The 18,043-nt window shown below is 73.6% G+C and carries 16 protein-coding genes and 1 pseudogene; 14 read left to right on the top strand and 3 right to left on the bottom strand.

Annotated features, from left to right (window positions below; all coding sequences use genetic code 11):
* Nucleotides 1–58 precede the first annotated feature (58 nt).
* From argC to FM076_RS05235, 6 genes are all read left to right on the top strand, one after another.
* On the top strand, nucleotides 59–1,096 hold the full coding sequence (gene argC / locus FM076_RS05260; RefSeq protein ID WP_173868757.1) for an N-acetyl-gamma-glutamyl-phosphate reductase: 1,038 nt from the start codon (nucleotides 59–61) through the stop codon (nucleotides 1,094–1,096).
* Entirely contained in the window at nucleotides 1,093–2,265 is a 1,173-nt protein-coding gene (gene argJ / locus FM076_RS05255) for a bifunctional glutamate N-acetyltransferase/amino-acid acetyltransferase ArgJ (RefSeq protein WP_173868756.1), read from the top strand. Before argC ends, argJ begins: the two co-directional genes overlap by 4 nt.
* A complete protein-coding gene (argB, locus tag FM076_RS05250) occupies nucleotides 2,262–3,239 on the top strand; it encodes an acetylglutamate kinase (protein ID WP_173868755.1) in 978 nt (325 codons plus the stop codon). Before argJ ends, argB begins: the two co-directional genes overlap by 4 nt.
* Nucleotides 3,236–4,459: an acetylornithine transaminase gene (locus FM076_RS05245; protein ID WP_173868754.1), complete on the top strand. Its 1,224-nt coding sequence runs from the start codon at nucleotides 3,236–3,238 to the stop codon at nucleotides 4,457–4,459. The genes argB and FM076_RS05245 overlap by 4 nt, the downstream gene beginning before the upstream one ends.
* A gap of 34 nt (nucleotides 4,460–4,493) precedes the next feature.
* Complete coding sequence (locus FM076_RS05240) at nucleotides 4,494–5,021, top strand: arginine repressor (RefSeq protein WP_173868753.1); 528 nt, start codon at nucleotides 4,494–4,496, stop codon at nucleotides 5,019–5,021.
* Between the two features lie 205 nt (nucleotides 5,022–5,226).
* Entirely contained in the window at nucleotides 5,227–6,372 is a 1,146-nt protein-coding gene (locus FM076_RS05235) for a PQQ-dependent sugar dehydrogenase (RefSeq protein WP_173868752.1), read from the top strand.
* Here the strand turns inward: FM076_RS05235 and FM076_RS05230 are convergent.
* Nucleotides 6,333–7,316, bottom strand: a complete 984-nt coding sequence (locus FM076_RS05230; RefSeq protein ID WP_345944895.1) for a bile acid:sodium symporter family protein — start codon at nucleotides 7,314–7,316, stop codon at nucleotides 6,333–6,335. The genes FM076_RS05235 and FM076_RS05230 overlap by 40 nt on opposite strands.
* 89 nt (nucleotides 7,317–7,405) lie before the next feature.
* Entirely contained in the window at nucleotides 7,406–8,290 is an 885-nt protein-coding gene (locus FM076_RS05225) for an SCO6745 family protein (protein WP_173868751.1), read from the bottom strand.
* Nucleotides 8,291–8,362: 72 nt separating this feature from the next.
* Here FM076_RS05225 and FM076_RS05220 point away from each other — a divergent pair, with 72 nt between their 5' ends.
* From FM076_RS05220 to FM076_RS05195, 6 genes are all read left to right on the top strand, one after another.
* Complete coding sequence (locus FM076_RS05220; RefSeq protein WP_173868750.1) at nucleotides 8,363–8,743, top strand: DUF488 domain-containing protein; 381 nt, start codon at nucleotides 8,363–8,365, stop codon at nucleotides 8,741–8,743.
* 236 nt (nucleotides 8,744–8,979) lie between these two features.
* Nucleotides 8,980–10,413 carry an argininosuccinate lyase gene (argH, locus tag FM076_RS05215; RefSeq protein WP_173868749.1) on the top strand — a complete coding sequence of 478 codons (1,434 nt, stop codon included), beginning with the start codon at nucleotides 8,980–8,982 and terminating at the stop codon, nucleotides 10,411–10,413.
* A 518-nt stretch (nucleotides 10,414–10,931) separates the two neighbouring features.
* Nucleotides 10,932–11,903: an aldo/keto reductase gene (locus tag FM076_RS05210; protein WP_173868748.1), complete on the top strand. Its 972-nt coding sequence runs from the start codon at nucleotides 10,932–10,934 to the stop codon at nucleotides 11,901–11,903.
* 176 nt (nucleotides 11,904–12,079) lie between these two features.
* Nucleotides 12,080–13,165 (top strand): alpha/beta fold hydrolase, encoded by a 1,086-nt coding sequence (locus FM076_RS05205; protein WP_173868747.1) that lies wholly within the window; start codon nucleotides 12,080–12,082, stop codon nucleotides 13,163–13,165.
* Nucleotides 13,166–13,336: 171 nt separating this feature from the next.
* The gene (locus FM076_RS05200) at nucleotides 13,337–13,888 is read left to right on the top strand and encodes a TetR/AcrR family transcriptional regulator (RefSeq protein WP_173868746.1); all 552 of its coding nucleotides are present in this window, start codon (nucleotides 13,337–13,339) and stop codon (nucleotides 13,886–13,888) included.
* On the top strand, nucleotides 13,885–15,510 hold the full coding sequence (locus tag FM076_RS05195) for an MFS transporter (protein WP_173868745.1): 1,626 nt from the start codon (nucleotides 13,885–13,887) through the stop codon (nucleotides 15,508–15,510). The genes FM076_RS05200 and FM076_RS05195 overlap by 4 nt, the downstream gene beginning before the upstream one ends.
* Before the next feature lie 45 nt (nucleotides 15,511–15,555).
* Here FM076_RS05195 and FM076_RS05190 read toward each other — a convergent pair whose 3' ends face one another.
* A complete protein-coding gene (locus FM076_RS05190) occupies nucleotides 15,556–16,236 on the bottom strand; it encodes a lysophospholipid acyltransferase family protein (protein ID WP_173868744.1) in 681 nt (226 codons plus the stop codon).
* 299 nt (nucleotides 16,237–16,535) lie between these two features.
* Here FM076_RS05190 and FM076_RS05185 point away from each other — a divergent pair, with 299 nt between their 5' ends.
* Nucleotides 16,536–17,723, top strand: a complete 1,188-nt coding sequence (locus FM076_RS05185; RefSeq protein WP_173868743.1) for a glycerophosphodiester phosphodiesterase — start codon at nucleotides 16,536–16,538, stop codon at nucleotides 17,721–17,723.
* Nucleotides 17,724–17,806: 83 nt separating this feature from the next.
* Nucleotides 17,807–18,043: pseudogene (locus FM076_RS05180) on the top strand (hypothetical protein); the annotation flags it as partial.

Here is an 18,043-nt window from a genome sequence, read left to right as displayed (position 1 = left end):
GATCGATTGCATAAAACTGTCGAGCTGCGTATAGTCATGCTCTCACGGAGGAGGTCCCATGACAGTGCGCACGGCGGTGGCGGGAGCGAGCGGGTACGCGGGGGGTGAGGTACTGCGTCTGCTCGCCGGGCACCCCGAGGCCGAGGTCGGGGCGCTGACCGGCAACAGCAACGCCGGACAGCGCTTCGGCGCGCTCCAGCCGCACCTGGTGCCGTTCGCGGACCGCGTGCTGGAGGAGACGACGGCCGACGTGCTGCGCGGCCACGACGTGGTCTTTCTCGCCCTCCCGCACGGGCAGTCCGCCGCTCTCGCCGAGCAGCTCGGGTCCGCCGACGAGGGGCCGCTGGTCATCGACTGCGGCGCCGATTTCCGGCTGGCCGACCCGGCCGACTGGGAGCGCTTCTACGGCACCCCGCACGCCGGCACCTGGCCCTACGGACTGCCCGAGCTGCCCGGCGCCCGCGCGGCGCTGCGCGGCACCAGGCGGATCGCCGTGCCCGGCTGCTTCCCCACGGCCGTCTCGCTCGCCCTCGTCCCCGCCTACGCGGACGGGCTGGCCGAACCCGAGGCCGTCGTCGTCGCGGCGACCGGCACCTCCGGCGCCGGCAAGGCCCTCAAGCCGCACCTGCTGGGCAGCGAGGTCATGGGCTCGATGAGTCCGTACGGCGTCGGCGGTGTCCACCGGCACACCCCCGAGATGGTCCAGAACCTCTCGGCGGCGGCCGGGCGGCGCGTCAGCGTCTCCTTCACCCCGACCCTCGCGCCGATGTCCCGCGGCATCCTCGCCACCTGCAGCGCCAAGGCGACGCCCGGCACCACGGCCGAGCGGCTGCGGGCGGCCTACGAGAAGGCGTACCAGGACGAGCCGTTCGTCACCCTGCTGCCCGAGGGCCAGTGGCCGGCCACCGCCTCCGTGCAGGGCTCCAACTCCGTGCACCTCCAGGTCGCCCACGACCCGGACGCGGACCGGATCATCGTCGTCGGCGCCGTCGACAACCTCACCAAGGGCACCGCCGGAGGTGCCGTCCAGAGCATGAACATCGCCCTCGGTCTGGACGAGGGGCTGGGACTTTCCACGATCGGAGTCGCACCATGAGCGTGACCGCGGCCAAGGGGTTCACGGCGGCCGGCATCGCCGCCGGGATCAAGGAGAGCGGGGCCCCCGACCTCGCGCTCGTCGTCAACACCGGGCCGGGCCGGGCGGCGGCCGGGGTCTTCACCGCCAACCGCGTCAAGGCGGCCCCGGTGCTCTGGTCCGAGCAGGTCCTCAAGGGCGGGCGGCTGTCCGCCGTGGTCCTCAACTCCGGCGGTGCCAACGCCTGCACCGGTGCCCCCGGCTTCCAGGACACCCACGCCACCGCGGAGAAGGCGGCCGAGGCGCTGAGCGCCGCCACCGGCGCCGAGCACGGCGCGGCCGAGATCGCCGTCGCCTCGACGGGGCTGATCGGGCTGCGGCTGCCGATGGACAAGCTGCTGCCCGGTGTGGAGACGGCCGCCGCCGCCCTCTCCGAGCACGGCGGCGAGAAGGCCGCCCTGGCCATCAAGACCACCGACACCGTGCACAAGACCGCGGTGGTCACCAGCCCCGCCGGCTGGACCGTCGGCGGCATGGCCAAGGGCGCGGGCATGCTCGCCCCGGGCCTGGCCACCATGCTGGTGGTGCTGACCACCGACGCGGACGTGCCGGCCGAGGAGCTGGACGCCGCGCTGCGCGCCGCCACCCGCACCACCTTCGACCGCATCGACTCCGACGGCGCGATGTCCACCAACGACACCGTGCTGCTGATGGCGTCCGCCGCCAGCGGGGTGCGGCCCGGGCGGGCCGAGTTCGCCGAGGCGGTGCGCGCGGTCTGCGACGACCTGGGGCAGCAGCTGCTCCGCGACGCGGAGGGCGCCTCCAAGGACATCCGCATCGAGATCGTGAACGCCGCCACCGAGGAGGAGGCGGTCACGGTGGGGCGCACCATCGCCCGCAACAACCTCTTCAAGTGCGCGGTGCACGGCGAGGACCCCAACTGGGGCCGGGTGCTGGCCGCCATCGGCACCACCGACGCGGCCTTCGACCCGGACGAGCTGGACGTGGCCATCAACGGTGTCCAGGTCTGCCGGGGCGGCTCCGTCGGCGAGGACCGCGACAAGGTGGACATGCGCTTCCGCGAGGTCCGCGTCACCGCCGACCTGCACGCCGGCTCCGCGTCCGCCGTCATCTGGACCAACGACCTGACGGCCGACTACGTCCACGAGAACAGCGCCTATTCGTCATGAGCACCCGCAAACCCAATCCCCGCAACCCGGCCCGCAAGCACACCGCCCTGCCCAAGGCGCAGACCCTCATCGAGGCGCTGCCCTGGCTGACCCGGCACCACGGCAGGACAGTCGTCATCAAGTTCGGCGGCAACGCCATGGTGGACGAGGAGCTGAAGGCGGCCTTCGCGCAGGACGTCGTCTTCCTGCGCCACGCGGGGCTGCGCCCGGTCGTCGTGCACGGCGGCGGCCCGCAGATCAGCACCCAGCTGGAGCGGCTGGGCCTGGAGTCGGAGTTCCGCGCCGGGCTGCGGGTGACCACGCCCGAGACGATGGACGTCGTACGGATGGTGCTGGCCGGGCAGGTGCAGCGCGAGCTGGTCAACCTGCTCAACCAGCACGGGCCGCTCGCCGTCGGCATGACCGGCGAGGACGCCCACATCATGGCGGCGACCAAGCACCTCGCCCAAGTGGACGGGGAGAGCGTCGACCTGGGCCGGGTGGGCCGGATCAGCTCGGTGGAGACCGGCGCGATCGAGGCACTGCTGGACGACGGCCGCATCCCGGTGATCTCCTCCATCGCCCGCAGCGCCGATCCCGGCGACGGCGGCGTCTACAACGTCAACGCGGACACGGCCGCCGCCGCGCTCGCCGCCGCGCTGGGCGCCGAGACGCTGATGGTGCTCACCGACGTGGAGGGCCTGTACGCGGACTGGCCCAGCAGCGACGACGTGATCAGCGAACTGACCGCGGCGGAGCTGGAGAAGCTGCTGCCCGAACTGTCCAGCGGCATGGTCCCCAAGATGGAGGGCTGCCTGTACGCCGTGCGCAACGGCGTGCACACCGCGCGGGTGCTCGACGGGCGGGTGCCGCACTCCATCCTGCTGGAGATCTTCACCGACGAGGGCATCGGCACCATGGTCGTGCCCGACGCCCTCCCCGAGCCACGCACCGCGGGCGAGAACGAGCCACAGGAAGCGGAGGGCCCCGCATGACCATCGCCCACGACAACTCCCACCTCAGCCGGCGGTGGCAGGGCGCGCTGATGAACACCTACGGCACTCCCCGGCTGCCCCTCACCCACGGCGAGGGCACCCGGCTGTGGGACGCGGAGGGCAGGCAGTACACCGACTTCGTCGGCGGGATCGCCGTCAACGCGCTCGGCACCGCGCACCCCGCCGTCGTCCGCGCAGTCTCCGACCAGATCGCCACCCTCGGCCACGTCTCCAACCTGTTCATCGCCGAGCCGCCCGTCGCGCTGGCCGAGAAGCTGCTCCGGGTGGCCGGCCGCTCCGGCAGGGTCTACTTCGCCAACTCCGGCGCGGAGGCCGTCGAGGCCGCCTTCAAGATCGGCCGCCGCACCGGGCGCCCGCACATGGTGGCCACCGAGGGCGGCTTCCACGGCCGCACCATGGGCGCGCTCGCGCTGACCGGCCAGCCCGCCAAACGGGACCCGTTCGGCCCGCTGCCCGGCGAGGTCACCCACGTCCCGTACGGCGACGTGGCGGCGCTGCGGGCCGCGGTCACCGAGGAGACGGCGTTCGTGCTGATCGAGCCGATCCAGGGCGAGAACGGCGTCGTCGTGCCGCCCGAGGGCTACCTGGCCGCCGCCCGCGAGATCACCGCCGCCACCGGCACGCTGCTCGTGCTGGACGAGATCCAGACCGGCGTCGGCCGCACGGGGCACTGGTTCGCCTGCCAGGCCGAGGGCGTCGAGCCCGACGTCCTCACGCTCGCCAAGGGGCTGGGCGGCGGACTCCCGCTGGGGGCCACCGTCGCCTTCGACGCGGCGGCCGAACTGCTGGAGCCCGGACACCACGGCTCCACCTTCGGCGGCAACCCGGTGGCGTGCGCCGCGGGGCTCGCGGTCCTGGAGACCATCGAGGCCGAGGGGCTGCTCGGGCACGTCAAGCGCGTCGGCGCCCGGCTGCGCGACGGCATCCTGGGCCTGGACCACCCGGGGGTCGCTCAGGTCCGCGGAGCGGGGCTGCTGCTGGGTATCGTGCTGACCGAGCCGGTCGCGCGGCGCGCGCAGCAGACCGCCCAGGACGCCGGTTTCCTGGTGAACGCGGTCGCCGAGGACGTCATCCGGCTCGCTCCGCCGCTGATCCTCGGCGCGGCGGAGGCGGACGCACTCGTCCACGCGCTGCCCGCCGTGCTCGACGCGGCGGCGGCCGGCGCGACGGCGGGCGCGGCGGCCGGCGGACAGCGATGAGCCGAGGAAGACGAACCAGAGGGGTACGCGCACGATGACCGAGGAGCACCACGGGGGCCAGGCCGTCCCGCAGACACGGACGGCACGCCACCGGCGGATCGTCGACATCCTCAGCAGGCAGCCGGTCCGCTCGCAGAGCCAGCTCGCCAAGCTGCTGGCCGACGACGGCCTCACGGTCACCCAGGCGACCCTCTCCCGGGACCTCGACGAACTGGGCGCCGTCAAGATCCGCAACACGGGGGGCGAGCTGATCTACGCGGTACCCGGCGAGGGCGGGGACCCCACGCCCCGGGCCCCGCTGGGCGAGTCGGCCACCGAGGCCCGGATGGCGCGGCTCGCCGGCGAACTCCTCATCTCCGCCGAGGCGTCCGCCAACCTCGTCGTCCTGCGCACCCCGCCCGGTGCGGCCCAGTTCCTGGCGTCGGCCATCGACCAGGCGGGGGTGCACGAGATCATCGGCACCATCGCCGGCGACGACACCCTCCTGCTGATCAGCCGCGCCCCCGACGGCGGCCAGGCCCTGGCCGACCACCTGCTGGCGCTGGCCCAGAAGGAGCGCTGACCGCTGGCGCTGGCCCAGAAGGAGCGCCGACCGCCCCTGCGGGGCATCGCGGTGTTCCGCTCGGACCCGGGGACGGCTAACCTCACGGACGGCCAGTAGAGCACCGTCCCCCACCCAGGTCGCATACCGGCGCGTGTGCCCCTCCAGCTCCGACGGCCCCTCGCGGCCGGGTGACGACCGGACCCCTGACTCCGGGAGGATCACGGTGAAAGTCCGCACACGCTCGGCACTCGTCGGCGCGCTCCTGTTAGCCGCCTCGCTCCTGTCCTCCACGGCCTCGGCCGGGGAGAAGACCGCACCCCGGCACCTGGACGTGGCCCTGACCAAGGTGGCCGAGGCCGAGAGCCCCACCGCGGGAACGGCCGGCCCCGACGGCACCGTGTGGATCGCCGAACGGGCGGGCACGGTGCGGGTCCTGGACGACGGGGGACTGGGGGAGCCCGTGATCGACATCACGGGCGAGACCACGCAGGACGGCGAGCGGGGCCTGCTGGGCCTCGCCTTCGACCCGGACCGGACTCATCTGTACCTGTCGTTCACCGACCTGCGCGGCGCCAGCCGCCTGGACGAGTTCGCCGTGGTCGACGGCCAGGTCCGCAAGGGCAGCCGCCGCACCGTCCTCACCCAGGAGCAGCCGTTCGCCAACCACAACGGCGGCGCCGTCGCCTTCGGCCCGGACGGCATGCTCTACCTGGCCCTGGGCGACGGCGGCAGCGCCAACGACCCGCACGACAACGGCCAGAACCTCGACACGCTCCTCGGCAAGATCCTGCGGATCGACCCGGCCAAGGGCGACCCGTACGCCGTCCCCGCCGACAACCCGTTCGTCGGCGAGCCGGGCGTCCGCCCCGAGATCTGGGCGTACGGGCTGCGCAACCCGTGGCGGTTCTCCTTCGACGCGGCCCGGGGCGATCTGCTGATCGGTGACGTCGGCCAGAACCGGCGTGAGGAGATCGACCGGGCACCCGCCGGCAGCGGCGGCGGCGAGAACTACGGCTGGTCCCGGATGGAGGGCACCCTGCCGGTCGCGGGCGAGGAGCCCGCGGACCACGTGCCGCCGGTCTTCGAGTACGACCGCTCCTCGTCCCGCTGCTCGGTCACCGGCGGCTACGTCTACCGCGGCAAGGCCCTCCCGCACCTGAGGGGCCGGTATGTGTTCAGCGACTACTGCGAGGGCGACATCCGGGCGCTGCGGATGAGGAACGGCGAGGTCACCGGCGAGACCAACCTCGGCGTCGACGGAGGGCGGGTCGTCTCCTTCGCCGAAGACGTTGCCAGGGAGCTGTACGTGCTCGCGCTGGGCGGCGGCGTCTACCGGCTCGACCCGGCGGCCCGCCTGCGGTCGCGATAGGTGAAGCAGGCGGCGGCCACCGCTCCGGAGACGTTGTGCCAGACGGAGAAGACCGCGGCGGGCAGCGCGGCCAGCGGACTGAAGTGCGCGGTGGCGAGCGAGGCGGCGAGCCCCGAGTTCTGCATACCCACCTCGAAGGCCATGGCGCGGCTCGCGGGCTCCCCGAGCCGCGCCAGCCGCCCGGCGCCGTACCCGAGCGCGAGACCGAGCCCGTTGTGCAGCACGACGGCGAGCATCACCATCGCGGCGGCCGACTTGATGGCGTCGGCGCTGCCCGCGACGACGACCGCCACGATCACCGCGATCGTCACGGCCGAGAGCCACGGCAGCACCGGCAGCGCCCGTGTCACCAGGCGCGAGGCCACCAGCCGCACCACCAGTCCGGCCAGCACCGGCAGCAGCACCGTCTTGAGGATGTCGGTCACCATCGCCCCGGCCTCCACGGGCAGGTACTCGCCCGCCAGCAGCAGGGTCAGCGGCGGGGTCACCAGCGGGGCCAGCACCGTGGAGACGGTGGCCACGGAGACGGACAGCGCCACATCGCCACGGGCCAGGTAGGTCACGACGTTGGAGGCGGTGCCGCTGGGCGCGCAGCCCACCAGGATCACCCCGGCGGCCAGTTGCGGCGACAGGTCGAGCGCGTGCGCGACCACCCAGCCGAGGCCCGGCATGATCACATAGTGCGCCACCAGGCCCAGCGCCACCGCCCACGGCCGCCTGGCCACGCCCTTGAAGTCCTGCGGCGTCATCGTCACGCCCATGCAGAACATCACCACGCCCAGCAGGTAGGGCACCGCCTCGCCGCCGCCCTTGAACGTCCCGGGTGTGAGGAGGCCGACCACTCCGGCGAGGAGGACCAGCACGGGGAAGACGGTCACCGCACGGCGCGCACCGCGCTGCTCGGCGTCGGCCTGCGGGGAGATGTTCTGGTGTTCGGTTCGCACCGGGGCAGAAAACGCCCAGGTGGGGCCCGTGCGCAAGGCCGTCTCGCGATGTGACCCGCGCAGCGCCCCCCGGGGATCGGGCGGCGGTCTCAGCGGGGACCGGGGGCCCGGACGGTGAGGATGCCCAGCGTCGAGCGGGTGGGCAGCAGTCCGGAGCCGACGACGGCCGTGAGCGCGGGGCCGTTCAGCTCCGCCAGCCGTGCGCAGCCCCGCGCGCCGAGAGCCCGGTACGGCGCCGCCGCCAGCTCGTCCGTCATCCGCTCCACCTCGTCCCGCAGCGCGCGCCCCCGCTCGGTGGCGGCACCCGCGGAGTCGACCAGCCCGCGCTCCGCGAGCCGCGCGCGTGCCGCTGCCCACTCCTCCTCGCTCCAGCCCCGGGAGGCGAAGTTCTCCACCGGGGCCGCGTCGACCGCCGCGAAGGACACCAGGGCCTCGCAGCCGTCCAGGTCCGCGGCCAGCAGCGCGGCCAGGTGGCCGTCCCCGCGGTGTTCGCGCAGCACGTTCGCCGCCTGCCACAGCACCATGTGCGGCTCCTCGGGCCAGGGCAGGGCGGCGTTGGCCGCCGCCAGCGGGCGGCCGGCGAGGCCGGCGGCCTCGGCGGCGGTGCGGGCGAGGGCGGCCGCCTCGGCCATGTCCTTCCCGCCGGTCCGCTCGCCGAGGAGGGCCCGCAGCGTCGCGTCCACGCCGCGCGCCCGTGCCTCCAGCACCTTCTCCGGCGAGGCCGTGTCCCAGACGCCGGGCACATGGCGGGCGACCGCGCGGGGGCTGAAGCTGTAGAAGGCGGCCGTCACCAGTTCGGCGGTGGCCGCGCCGAGCGGTGCGGCGCGCAGGGCGAAGTAGGCCGGCCGGCGCTCGGCGGTGTCGTAGCCGAGGGCGCTGGTCTCCGCGGCGACCTGGGGGGCGAAGTAGACGGACGCGTAGACGGGTTCGAGCTGGTGCCAGGTCTGCCGCGCGAGCCGGGGGAAGTCGGTCATGGCGGCAAACTACCCAGCGATGTGAACACCGTCAACATGCGGAGGGCGGCCACCTGGCCGCACGCTGGCGTCATGGCAGCGAAGAAGAAGCCGAGGATCCGGGCGCGCCGCGTCTACGAGGAGCCCGACCCGGCGGCGGACGGGGCGCGGGTGCTGGTGGACCGGGTGTGGCCGCGCGGCGTCTCGAAGGAGCGGGCGGCGCTGGACGACTGGAACAAGAGCGTCGCGCCGAGCGCCGAACTGCGCACGTGGTACCGCCACGACCCGGACAAGTTCGAGGAGTTCGCCGAGCGCTACCGCGCGGAACTCGCCACCGACGAGGGTGAGCGGGCGCTCGACTCGCTGGTGCGGGCCGCCTCCGGTGCCGGCGCCCTCACGCTGCTGACCGCCGTCAAGGACCTCGCCCTGGCCCACACCCGCGTGCTGGAGGAAGAGCTGAGGGGCCGGCTGTGAAGGTCCCGGCCGGGTGCCCGCGCCGGCCGGACGGCTCGTTGACGAAACATGCGGGGCAATGCATACTTATACGCTCCAACGCATGCCGACCAGCCCGTCCCCGGGGCGCGTCGAAGCCTCCGGACCCCTCCTCCCGGAACGCCGCCGCACGCGGCCGGCAGGCGTAGGCTCCCGCCCCGGGCAGCGCGGCCACCGGCCCGCAGCCGACGACGCAACCGACCAGGAGCAGCACAGCAGTGAGCAGTGACATCAGCGAGGACGGCGACATCCGCCTGTGGGGCGGCCGCTTCGCGGACGGCCCCGCCGAAGCCCTCGAAAAGCTGTCGGCCTCGGTCCACTTCGACTGGCGCCTGGCGCCGTACGACATCGCGGGCTCCCGGGCCCACGCCCGCGTCCTCCACAAGGCGGGCCTGCTCACCGAGGACGAGCTGCACCGGATGCTGGAGGGCCTCGACACCCTCGAACGGGACGTCGCCTCCGGCGACTTCCAGGGCACCCTCGCCGACGAGGACGTGCACACGGCCCTGGAGAGGGGCCTGCTCGAACGCGTCGGCAAGGACCTGGGCGGCAAGCTGCGCGCCGGCCGCTCCCGCAACGACCAGGTCGCCACGCTCTTCCGGATGTACCTGCGCGACCACGCCCGCGTCATCGGCGGCCTGCTGGCCGACCTGCAATCCGCGCTGGTGTCCCTGGCCGAGGCACACCCCGGCGTGGCGATGCCGGGCCGCACGCACCTCCAGCACGCGCAGCCGGTGCTCTTCGCCCACCATGTGCTCGCCCACGCCCAGGCGCTGGCGCGGGACGCGGAGCGGCTGCGGCAGTGGGACACGCGCACCGCGGTCTCCCCGTACGGCTCCGGCGCGCTGGCCGGCTCCTCCCTCGGGCTCGACCCGGAGGCCGTGGCGGCCGACCTGGGCTTCGAGGGCGGCAGCGCGGCCAACTCCATCGACGGCACGGCCTCCCGGGACTTCGTCGCGGAGTTCGCGTTCGTCACCGCGATGATCGGCGTGGACGTCTCCAAACTGGCGGAGGAGATCATCATCTGGAACACGAAGGAGTTCTCCTTCGTGACCCTCCACGACGCCTTCTCCACCGGCTCCTCGATCATGCCGCAGAAGAAGAACCCGGACATCGCCGAGCTGGCACGCGGCAAGTCCGGGCGGCTGATCGGCAACCTCACCGGGCTGATGGCGACCCTCAAGGCCCTCCCGCTGGCCTACAACCGCGACCTCCAGGAGGACAAGGAGCCGGTCTTCGACTCCATCGACCAACTGGAGCTGCTGCTGCCCGCCTTCACGGGGATGGTGGCCACCCTCACCGTGCACGGCGACCGGATGGCCGAGCTGGCGCCGGCCGGCTTCTCGCTGGCCACCGACGTGGCCGAGTGGCTGGTCAAGCGCGGCGTCCCGTTCCGGGTGGCGCACGAGGTGGCGGGCGCCTGCGTCCAGGAGTGCGAGCGGCACGGGATCGAACTGGACCAGCTGACGGACGAGCAGTTCGCCGCGATCTCCCCGCATCTGACCCCCGAGGTCCGCCAGGTGCTCAACGTCTCCGGCGCCCTGGCCGCCCGCGACGGCAAGGGCGGCACCGCCCCCTCCGCCGTCGCCGCCCAACTGGCCGACTTCCACACCAACCTCGCCCACCAACGAGAATGGGCCACCAAACACTGAGACCACCCCCGCAGAGCCGCGACAAACCGCGAGCCAAGCCACAACGCACCCGCAGGTGCACACCAGGAGGGCGCCCCGAAGGGGGCCCGGGGAACGGCGCGCCAAGCCACAACCCACCCGCGCCCCGCACGCACACGGCAAGGGGCACCCCCTTCCCGGACCAGGGGAGGGGCCTCTTCGCGCCAGGGGGGCGCCCCGAAGGGGTGCGGGGAACGGCGCGCCAAGCCACAACGCACCCGCGCCCCGCACGCACACAGCAAGGGGCACCCCCTCCCCGGCCGGGGCGGGACTCTCCCCGGCCGGGGAACGGCCCGACACCGAGGCCCCCGCGCCGAGGTGCGGGGCCCCAAGGGGGCCGCCGAGTACGGTGGTGCGACAAGAGCCGCACCACCGTCCGCCGTACCCCTTCCACCCCGCTCACCCCTTCCACCGGCTCACTCTTCCGCCGCCCCGCTCACCTCCTCCACCCCGCTCACCTCCTCCACCCCGCTCACCCCGTCCGCCCCCTGGAGTCGCCGATGCCCTTCGCCCGTCTCGCCACCGCCACCACCCCGACGGTCCACCTCGGCCTAGGACTGGCCGCCGTGGGCCGCCCCGCGTACCTCACACTCGGCCGGGAGTCCGAACTCCCGGCCGCACGCACGCCGGAGGCGATGCGTGCCCGCACCCACGAACTCCTCGACGCCGCCTACGCGCAGGGCGTGCGCTACATCGACGCGGCGCGCTCCTACGGGCGGGCCGAGGAGTTCCTCGCCGCGTGGCTGCGCGAGCACCCCGAGATCGACGACGTGGTCGTCGGCAGCAAGTGGGGCTACACCTACGTGGGGGAGTGGCGTACCGACGTCGAGGTGCACGAGGTCAAGGACCACTCGCCGGAGGCGTTCGACCGGCAGCTCGCCGAGAGCCGGGAGCTGCTCGGCGACCGGCTCGACCTCTACCAGATCCACTCCGTCACCCCCGACAGTCCGGCCCTCACCGACACCGCGCTGCACGAGCGGCTGGCGCGGCTGGCCGCGGACGGGGTGACCGTCGGCTTCAGCACCAGCGGCCCCGCGCAGGCGGACGCCATCCGGGCGGCCCTGGCCGTCACGGTGGACGGCGAGCCGCTCTTCCGTACCGTCCAGAGCACCTACAACCTGCTGGAGACCTCGGCGGCCGGCGCGCTGGCCGAGGCGCACGACGCGGGGCTGACGGTGATCGTCAAGGAGGCGATGGCCAACGGGCGGCTGGCGGGCGGTCAGGAGCCGCGCGATCTGCACCTGGTGGCCGAGGCGGCGGGGACGACACCGGACGCGGTCGCTCTCGCCGCGGTGCTGCGGCAGCCGTGGGCGGGCGTCGTCCTCTCCGGCGCGGCCACGGTCGGCGCGCTCCACTCCAATCTGCTGGCGACCGCGGTCGAGCTGGACGAGGCCCAGCTCGCCCTGCTGGCGGACCTGGTGGAGGAGCCGGAGGTCTACTGGCGGCGGCGCGCCGAGCTGCCCTGGGCGTGACGGCCCTGGGCGTGACGGCCCTGGGCGTGACGGCCCTGGGCGTGACGGCCTTGGACGTGACAGTCCTGGACGTGAAAGCCCCTGGTCACCGGCGCCCCACCCCGATTTCCGTGGGCATGACAGGCGGCTTTCCGGGCAGGTGGTCTCTCGCACGTTGAGACCTGGGAGACCGAGAAATGAAAAAGGCGCCGACAGCCGCAGTGGCCCTCGCCCTCTCCGTGGCAGCGGTCGCGGGCGGCATCGGGTTCACCGCGGGAGCCTCGCGGGCCGAGGCGGACCGGAAGCCGCACCCCGTCGTCCAGAACGACTTCGACCCGCTCGGGCCGCCGATGCACCAGCTGCGGCACGCGGGCCGCACCGTGCACTACAGCGACACCGGTGAGAAGGACGGCACGCCCGTCGTCTTCATGGGCGGCACCGGCACCACGGCCCGCGCCTCGGGCATGACGGAGTTCCTGCGCACCACGCGGCAGAAGCTGGGCCTGCGGCTGATCTCGGTGGAGCGCAACGGCTTCGGCGACACCGAGTACGACCCGGAGCTCGGCTTCCGCGACTACACGGCGGACGTGCGCGCCGTCCTCGACGAACTGGGCGTCCGCAAGGCGGCCGTCGTCGCGATCTCCGGCGGCGGCCCCTACGCGGCCCACTTCGCCGCAGCCGCGCCGGAGCGGATCTCCTCCCTCCACCTGGCCGCCGCGCTCCCGCCGTACGGCGACAGGCCCGCCTACTGCGGCAAGAGCGACAAGGAGCTGGAGGAGTACTTCGGCGAGCAGATCCGCGACCCGCGCGCATGGTGGGCCTTCCCCGAGGACAGCCCCGTGCGGGACATCCCCGGCTTCACCGACACCGCCGAGGAGGACGGCGCCCGCTCCTTCTACCTGCGCGGGCAGAAGGGCGACCCCTCGGCGCAGGTGCACGAGCAGCGGCTCTACTGCGACCGGCCGGGCCCCGACCTGTCCGGGCTGAAGGCCCCGGCGTTCGTCTACACAGGCGAGAAGGACACCACCGTTCCGCCCGCCGCGCAGGCCCGCTGGAAGGCGGAACTGCCGGGCAGCCCGACCGTGCGCGGTTACGGGGACAGCGGCCACGACGTGCAGTACCGGCACTGGGACCGGATACTGCTGGACATGGCGGGCTACGCCGACCGGACAGCGGTGTGCACGGGCCGGACGACCCGGGTGCTGCCCGGGAAGGAGGCCGAGCGCGCCCTGCGGAAGGGCGCCACGGAGGGGAGCTGCGCCTGGCGCCGGGCCGGTCGCTGACCGGTTCACCGACCGGTCGCCGACCCGTCGCCGGACCGGGCCGCTGACCCGTTCACCGCCCCGGCAGCCGGAGCGGCCTCCTGCTCCTGGTGCCCCGCCGCCACGCCGCGGCGGGGCACTTGCGCTGTCTCGCGTGCGACAATGATGTCTCATCTGACGTATGGTTGTCGCATGAGTCTGGACCGGGAAGAGCTGCTGAGTACGGCGGCGGACGTGCTGACGCGGCGGCCGACCTCCTCGATGGACGACATCGCCAAGGCCGCCGGCATCAGCCGCGCCACGCTGCACCGGCACTTCGCCGGGCGCGACGCACTCATACGCGCCCTCGAACAACTCGGCCTGCGCCGCCTGGACGCGGCGCTGGACGCCGCCCGCACGGACGAGGGCGACGCCGTTGACGCGCTGCGCCGCGTCGTCGCCGAAACCGAACCACACGCCGGGTTCCTCGGCTTCCTCGTCACCCAGAACCAGCTCTTCGAGCCCGGCGAACAGCACGAGGGCTGGACCAGGATCGACGAGCGCATCGGCGCCCTCTTCCGGCGCGGCCAGCAAGAAGGCGCCTTCCGCATCGATCTGACCCCGGCCTGGCTGACGGAGGCGCTCTACGCGCTGATCACCGCGTCGGCCTGGGCGGTCCAGGACGGCAGGGTCGCGGCCCGCGACTCGACACGGATGACCGCCGAGCTGCTGCTCGGCGGCCTGCGACGGAGCGGTGAGAGATGAACAGCAAGGCCCCGGGCCCCGCCGAGGGCGCCGACCGGACCCCGCACGGGGGCGATCCCTCCCGGCTGCGCTGGGCCGCGCTCGCGATCCTGGTGCTGGCCGTGCTGCTGGTCGGCATCGACGTCACCGTCCTCGGGCTTGCCGCGCCCTTCCTCAGTGAGGACCTGCGCCCCTCCAGCACCCAGCTGCTGTGGATCGGCGACGTCTACTCCTTCGTCATCGCCGGGCTGCTGGTGTCCATGGGCAGCCTCGGCGACCGCGTCGGCCGCAAGAAGCTGCTGCTCACCGGCTCCGTCGCGTTCGGTGCCCTGTCCGTGCTGACCGCCTACGCGCACAGCTCGGAGGCCATGATCCTGTGGCGGGCGCTGATGGGCGTCGCTGGCGCCACCCTGATGCCCTCCACGCTCGCGCTGATCCGCAACATCTTCCCCGACCCCAGGGAGCGCAGCCTCGCCGTCGGCATCTGGGGCGCGATGACGGCCGCGGGCACCGCCGTGGGGCCCGTCGTCGGCGGCTTCCTGCTGGAGCACTACTGGTGGGGCTCGGTCTTCCTGATCAACCTGCCGGTGATGGCCGTGCTGGTGCTGGTCGGCGTCAAGCTGCTGCCCGAGTCGAAGAACCCGGCCCCCGGGCCGTGGGACCTGCCCAGCGTCGGCCTGTCGATGGTCGGCATCATCGCCCTCGTCTACGCCGTCAAGGAGGCGGCCGCCTACGGCTTCCGGTGGGACGTCGCGGTCACGGGCGCGGCCGGTCTCGTGGCCCTGTGGGCGTTCGTGCGGCGGCAGCTGAGGCTGCCCGCCCCGCTGCTCGACATGCGGCTGTTCACCAACCGGGGCTTCACCGGCGCCGTCCTCGCCGACCTGCTCACCATCCTCGGCATGTCGGGACTGGTCTTCTTCCTCTCCCAGTTCCTGCAGATGGTGCAGGACCGCACCCCGCTGCAGGCCGGGCTCGCCGAACTGCCCGCCGCCGTCGGCTCCGTCGTCGCCGGCCTCCTGGCCGGATGGTTCGCGCGGCGCACCTCCGTCCGCGGCGCCGTCTCCGGCGGTCTGACGGCCGTGGGACTGGCGCTGGGCGCCTGCCTCTGGCTCCAGGCGACCTCCAGCTATCTGCTGCTGGGCGGTGTGCTGCTCGTCGTCGGCGTCGGCGCCGGGCTCGCGTTCACGGTGACCGCCGACGTCCTCCTCTCCTCGGTGCCCAAGGAGCAGGCGGGCGCCGCCTCGGCGGTCTCCGAGACCGCCTACGAACTGGGCGCCGCGCTCGGCATCGCGCTGCTCGGCTCCGTCGTGACCGGGGTGTACCGCTCCTTCGACACCCCCTCCCGGGTTCCGGAGGGCGCCGCGGAGCACGCCCGGCAGTCCCTGGGCGAGGCCGTGCGGACGGCACACGGACTGCCGGACGGTGCCGGGCACGCGCTGCTGGACGTGGCACGGGACACCTTCACGGAGGGCCTGCGCTACGGCGCCGGGGTCGGCGCCGCCGTCCTGCTCGCCGCGGCCGCGCTGGCCTGGCGCCTGCTGCGGGACCAGCGGCTGGGGGAGGCGCCCGCGGAGGAGGACGCCCCGCGGGCCGTGACTCCCCCGGGCCGCAGGCCGGGGGGAGGCGGGAGACCGCACCGGTGAGGGGCGGCCGGAGCGGCGACGCGGACGGGAGGCGTCGCCGCGGCGTCAGGCGGCCTTCGCCTTGGTGGCGTACATGTCCACGTACTCCTGGCCCGAGAGCCGCATGACGTGGCTCATGACCTCGTCGGTCACCGCGCGGAGCACATAGCGGTCGCGGTCCATGCCGTCGTAGCGGGCGAAGTCGAGGGGCTCGCCGAAGCGGACGGTGATACGGCGGCCGCCGCCGATCCTGGGCAGGCCCTTGCCGCCGGGCTGCACCTCGTCCGTGCCGATCATGGCGAACGGCACCACGGGGGCGCCCGTCATCAGCGCGAGCCGCGCGATGCCGGTACGGCCCCGGTAGAGCCGGCCGTCGGGGGAGCGGGTGCCCTCCGGGTAGATGGCGAAGACGTTGCCCTCTTCCAGTACGCGGCGCCCCGTCATCAGGGCCGCCACCCCGCCGGGACCGCCGTCCCGGTCCACGGGGATCATGCCGACGCCGGTGAAGAACCACGCCATCAGGCGGCCCTTGAGGCTCTTGCCCGTGACGTACGCGTCCTTGCCGATGAAGAAGACCTGCCGGGTGGTGACCAGGGGCAGCACCATCGAGTCGATGAAGGTCAGATGGTTGCCCGCCAGGATCACGGGGCCGGAGCCCGGAATACGGTCGGCCCCTTCGACCTTCGGCCTGAACAGCACGCGAAGAAGCGGGCCGAGCACTGCCTTGATCAGCCGGAAACGGGACAACGGACCCTCCGCCCAGTCGGTTATGGCCGTGCGCCTGGTCATGCGCACGGACGCGCAGATGAGGACGATACTCGCCGCGACGGGTACCGGGCACATCGGGTTGCTCACACCTTTACGGGGTGTTGACACGGACCGGCTCCCTATGCTGCCGCCCCGCTCGCGCCGTCCCGTCGCCTGAAGTACTCCGAGTTTCCCGTCCGTTCGCACTCATGTCTCCCCGGCGCCGCCCGGCCGGTCCTACCATCGGCCCGTCGTGTGGCGGGGGCCGGACATCGGTGCCACGGAGACGGAGGAAGCGCATGGGACAGGAGCAGCAGCCGGGCCGCAGAACCGTGCTCTCGGCAGCGGCCGTACTGGGCGCGGCCGGAGCGGTCACCCTGGGCGCCGGGGGCACCGCGCGGGCCGCCGCCGAGCAGCCCGCCGCCTCCCGGGGGCGGGGCCGCGGCCACCGCGGACTGCCCACCCCCTGCGTCATCGCGCACCGCGGCACCAGCGGCTACCGCCCCGAGCACACCATGGGCTCCTACCAGCTCGCCCTCGACATGGGCGCCGACATCATCGAGCAGGACCTGGTCCCCACCAAGGACGGGCACCTGGTGTGCCGGCACGAGAACGACATCACCGCCACCACCGACGTGGCCGACCACCCCGAGTTCGCCTCCCGGAGGGCCACCAAGACGGTGGACGGGGTGAAGCTCACCGGCTGGTTCACCGAGGACTTCACGCTCGCGGAACTGAGGAAGCTGCGCGCCAAGGAGCGCATCCCCAAGCAGCGCCCGCACAACACGCTCTACGACGGCCGCTGGACCGTGCCCACCTTCCAGGAGGTCCTGGAGTGGGCCGAGAAGGAGGGCAGGCGCCGGGGCCGCCCCGTGTGGCTGCACATCGAGACCAAGCACCCCACCTACTTCCGCAAACTGGGCCTCGGCCTGGAGAAGCCGCTGGCCGGGCTGCTGCGCCGGTACGGGCGGCACAGGGCGCACTCCCCGAACTTCGTGCAGTCCTTCGAACCGAGCAGCATCCGCACGCTGGCCGGGCTGGTCGACTGCCCCGGCGTCGTCCTGCTGTCCGGACCCGCCTCGCGCCCCTGGGACTTCGTGGAGGCGAACGACCCGCGGACCGTCGCCGACCTCGTCGAGCCCGAGGGGCTGAAGTGGATCGCCGGCTTCGCGCGGGGCATCGGTCCCACCCTGGAGCTGGTCATCCCGCGCCGGAGCGACGGCACGCTCGGCGAGCCCACCACACTCGTGCGGGACGCGCACGCGCACAAGCTCGTGCTGCACCCGTACACCATGCGCAACGAGAACAGCTTCCTGCCCGCCGACTTCCGCAGGGGCACCGACCCGAACGCCTACGGCGACGCGTTCGGGGCCTTCAAGCGGTACTTCGAGACGGGTATCGACGGGCTCTTCTCCGACAACTGCGACACGGCGCTGCTGGCCGCCGCCGACTTCCGCGGCGAGGGCGGAGGGGGCGGCCGGGGGTGAAGTCCGCGTCCTGCCGCCACACCGACGGGTGAGGTGCCGCCCGCCCCGCAACCACGGGGCGGGCCGGCGGCGTGCAGCGGCGTATGACCCAACCCTCCCTGCTGGAGCCGCGCTTGCGCGCGCTGCTGCACGCCGAGTGCGCCGCCGAGGCCGCCGCGCACACCGGTACCGAGGCCGCGGACCTGCGGCAGGGCGTGTGGCTGCGCTGGCTGGAGCGGCTGCGCGCCGCCGGCCCGCCCGCCGCGCCCGCCGAGTGGCTGCGCGCCGCCGTACCAGGCCGAGGCCTCGTGGCCGCCTGCGGCTGCGCGCGGCACGAGGCG

It is taken from the genome of Streptomyces albus subsp. chlorinus (genome assembly GCF_013302895.1).
Classification (GTDB): Bacteria; Actinomycetota; Actinomycetes; order Streptomycetales; family Streptomycetaceae; genus Streptomyces; species Streptomyces chlorinus.
This window is presented reverse-complemented; position numbering and strand designations above follow the sequence as displayed.

Excerpts from the sequence above, each read along its gene's own strand:
- FM076_RS05195 (WP_173868745.1), top strand. The coding sequence starts at position 13,885 with ATGAACAGCAAGGCCCCGGGCCCCGCCGAGGGCGCCGACCGGACCCCG.
- FM076_RS05245 (WP_173868754.1), top strand. The coding sequence starts at position 3,236 with ATGACCATCGCCCACGACAACTCCCACCTCAGCCGGCGGTGGCAGGGC.
- FM076_RS05205 (WP_173868747.1), top strand. The coding sequence starts at position 12,080 with ATGAAAAAGGCGCCGACAGCCGCAGTGGCCCTCGCCCTCTCCGTGGCA.
- FM076_RS05185 (WP_173868743.1), top strand. The coding sequence starts at position 16,536 with ATGGGACAGGAGCAGCAGCCGGGCCGCAGAACCGTGCTCTCGGCAGCG.
- FM076_RS05210 (WP_173868748.1), top strand. The coding sequence starts at position 10,932 with ATGCCCTTCGCCCGTCTCGCCACCGCCACCACCCCGACGGTCCACCTC.
- argC (WP_173868757.1), top strand. The coding sequence starts at position 59 with ATGACAGTGCGCACGGCGGTGGCGGGAGCGAGCGGGTACGCGGGGGGT.
- FM076_RS05200 (WP_173868746.1), top strand. The coding sequence starts at position 13,337 with ATGAGTCTGGACCGGGAAGAGCTGCTGAGTACGGCGGCGGACGTGCTG.
- argJ (WP_173868756.1), top strand. The coding sequence starts at position 1,093 with ATGAGCGTGACCGCGGCCAAGGGGTTCACGGCGGCCGGCATCGCCGCC.
- argB (WP_173868755.1), top strand. The coding sequence starts at position 2,262 with ATGAGCACCCGCAAACCCAATCCCCGCAACCCGGCCCGCAAGCACACC.
- FM076_RS05220 (WP_173868750.1), top strand. The coding sequence starts at position 8,363 with ATGGCAGCGAAGAAGAAGCCGAGGATCCGGGCGCGCCGCGTCTACGAG.
- FM076_RS05240 (WP_173868753.1), top strand. The coding sequence starts at position 4,494 with ATGACCGAGGAGCACCACGGGGGCCAGGCCGTCCCGCAGACACGGACG.
- FM076_RS05225 (WP_173868751.1), bottom strand. The coding sequence starts at position 8,290 with ATGACCGACTTCCCCCGGCTCGCGCGGCAGACCTGGCACCAGCTCGAA.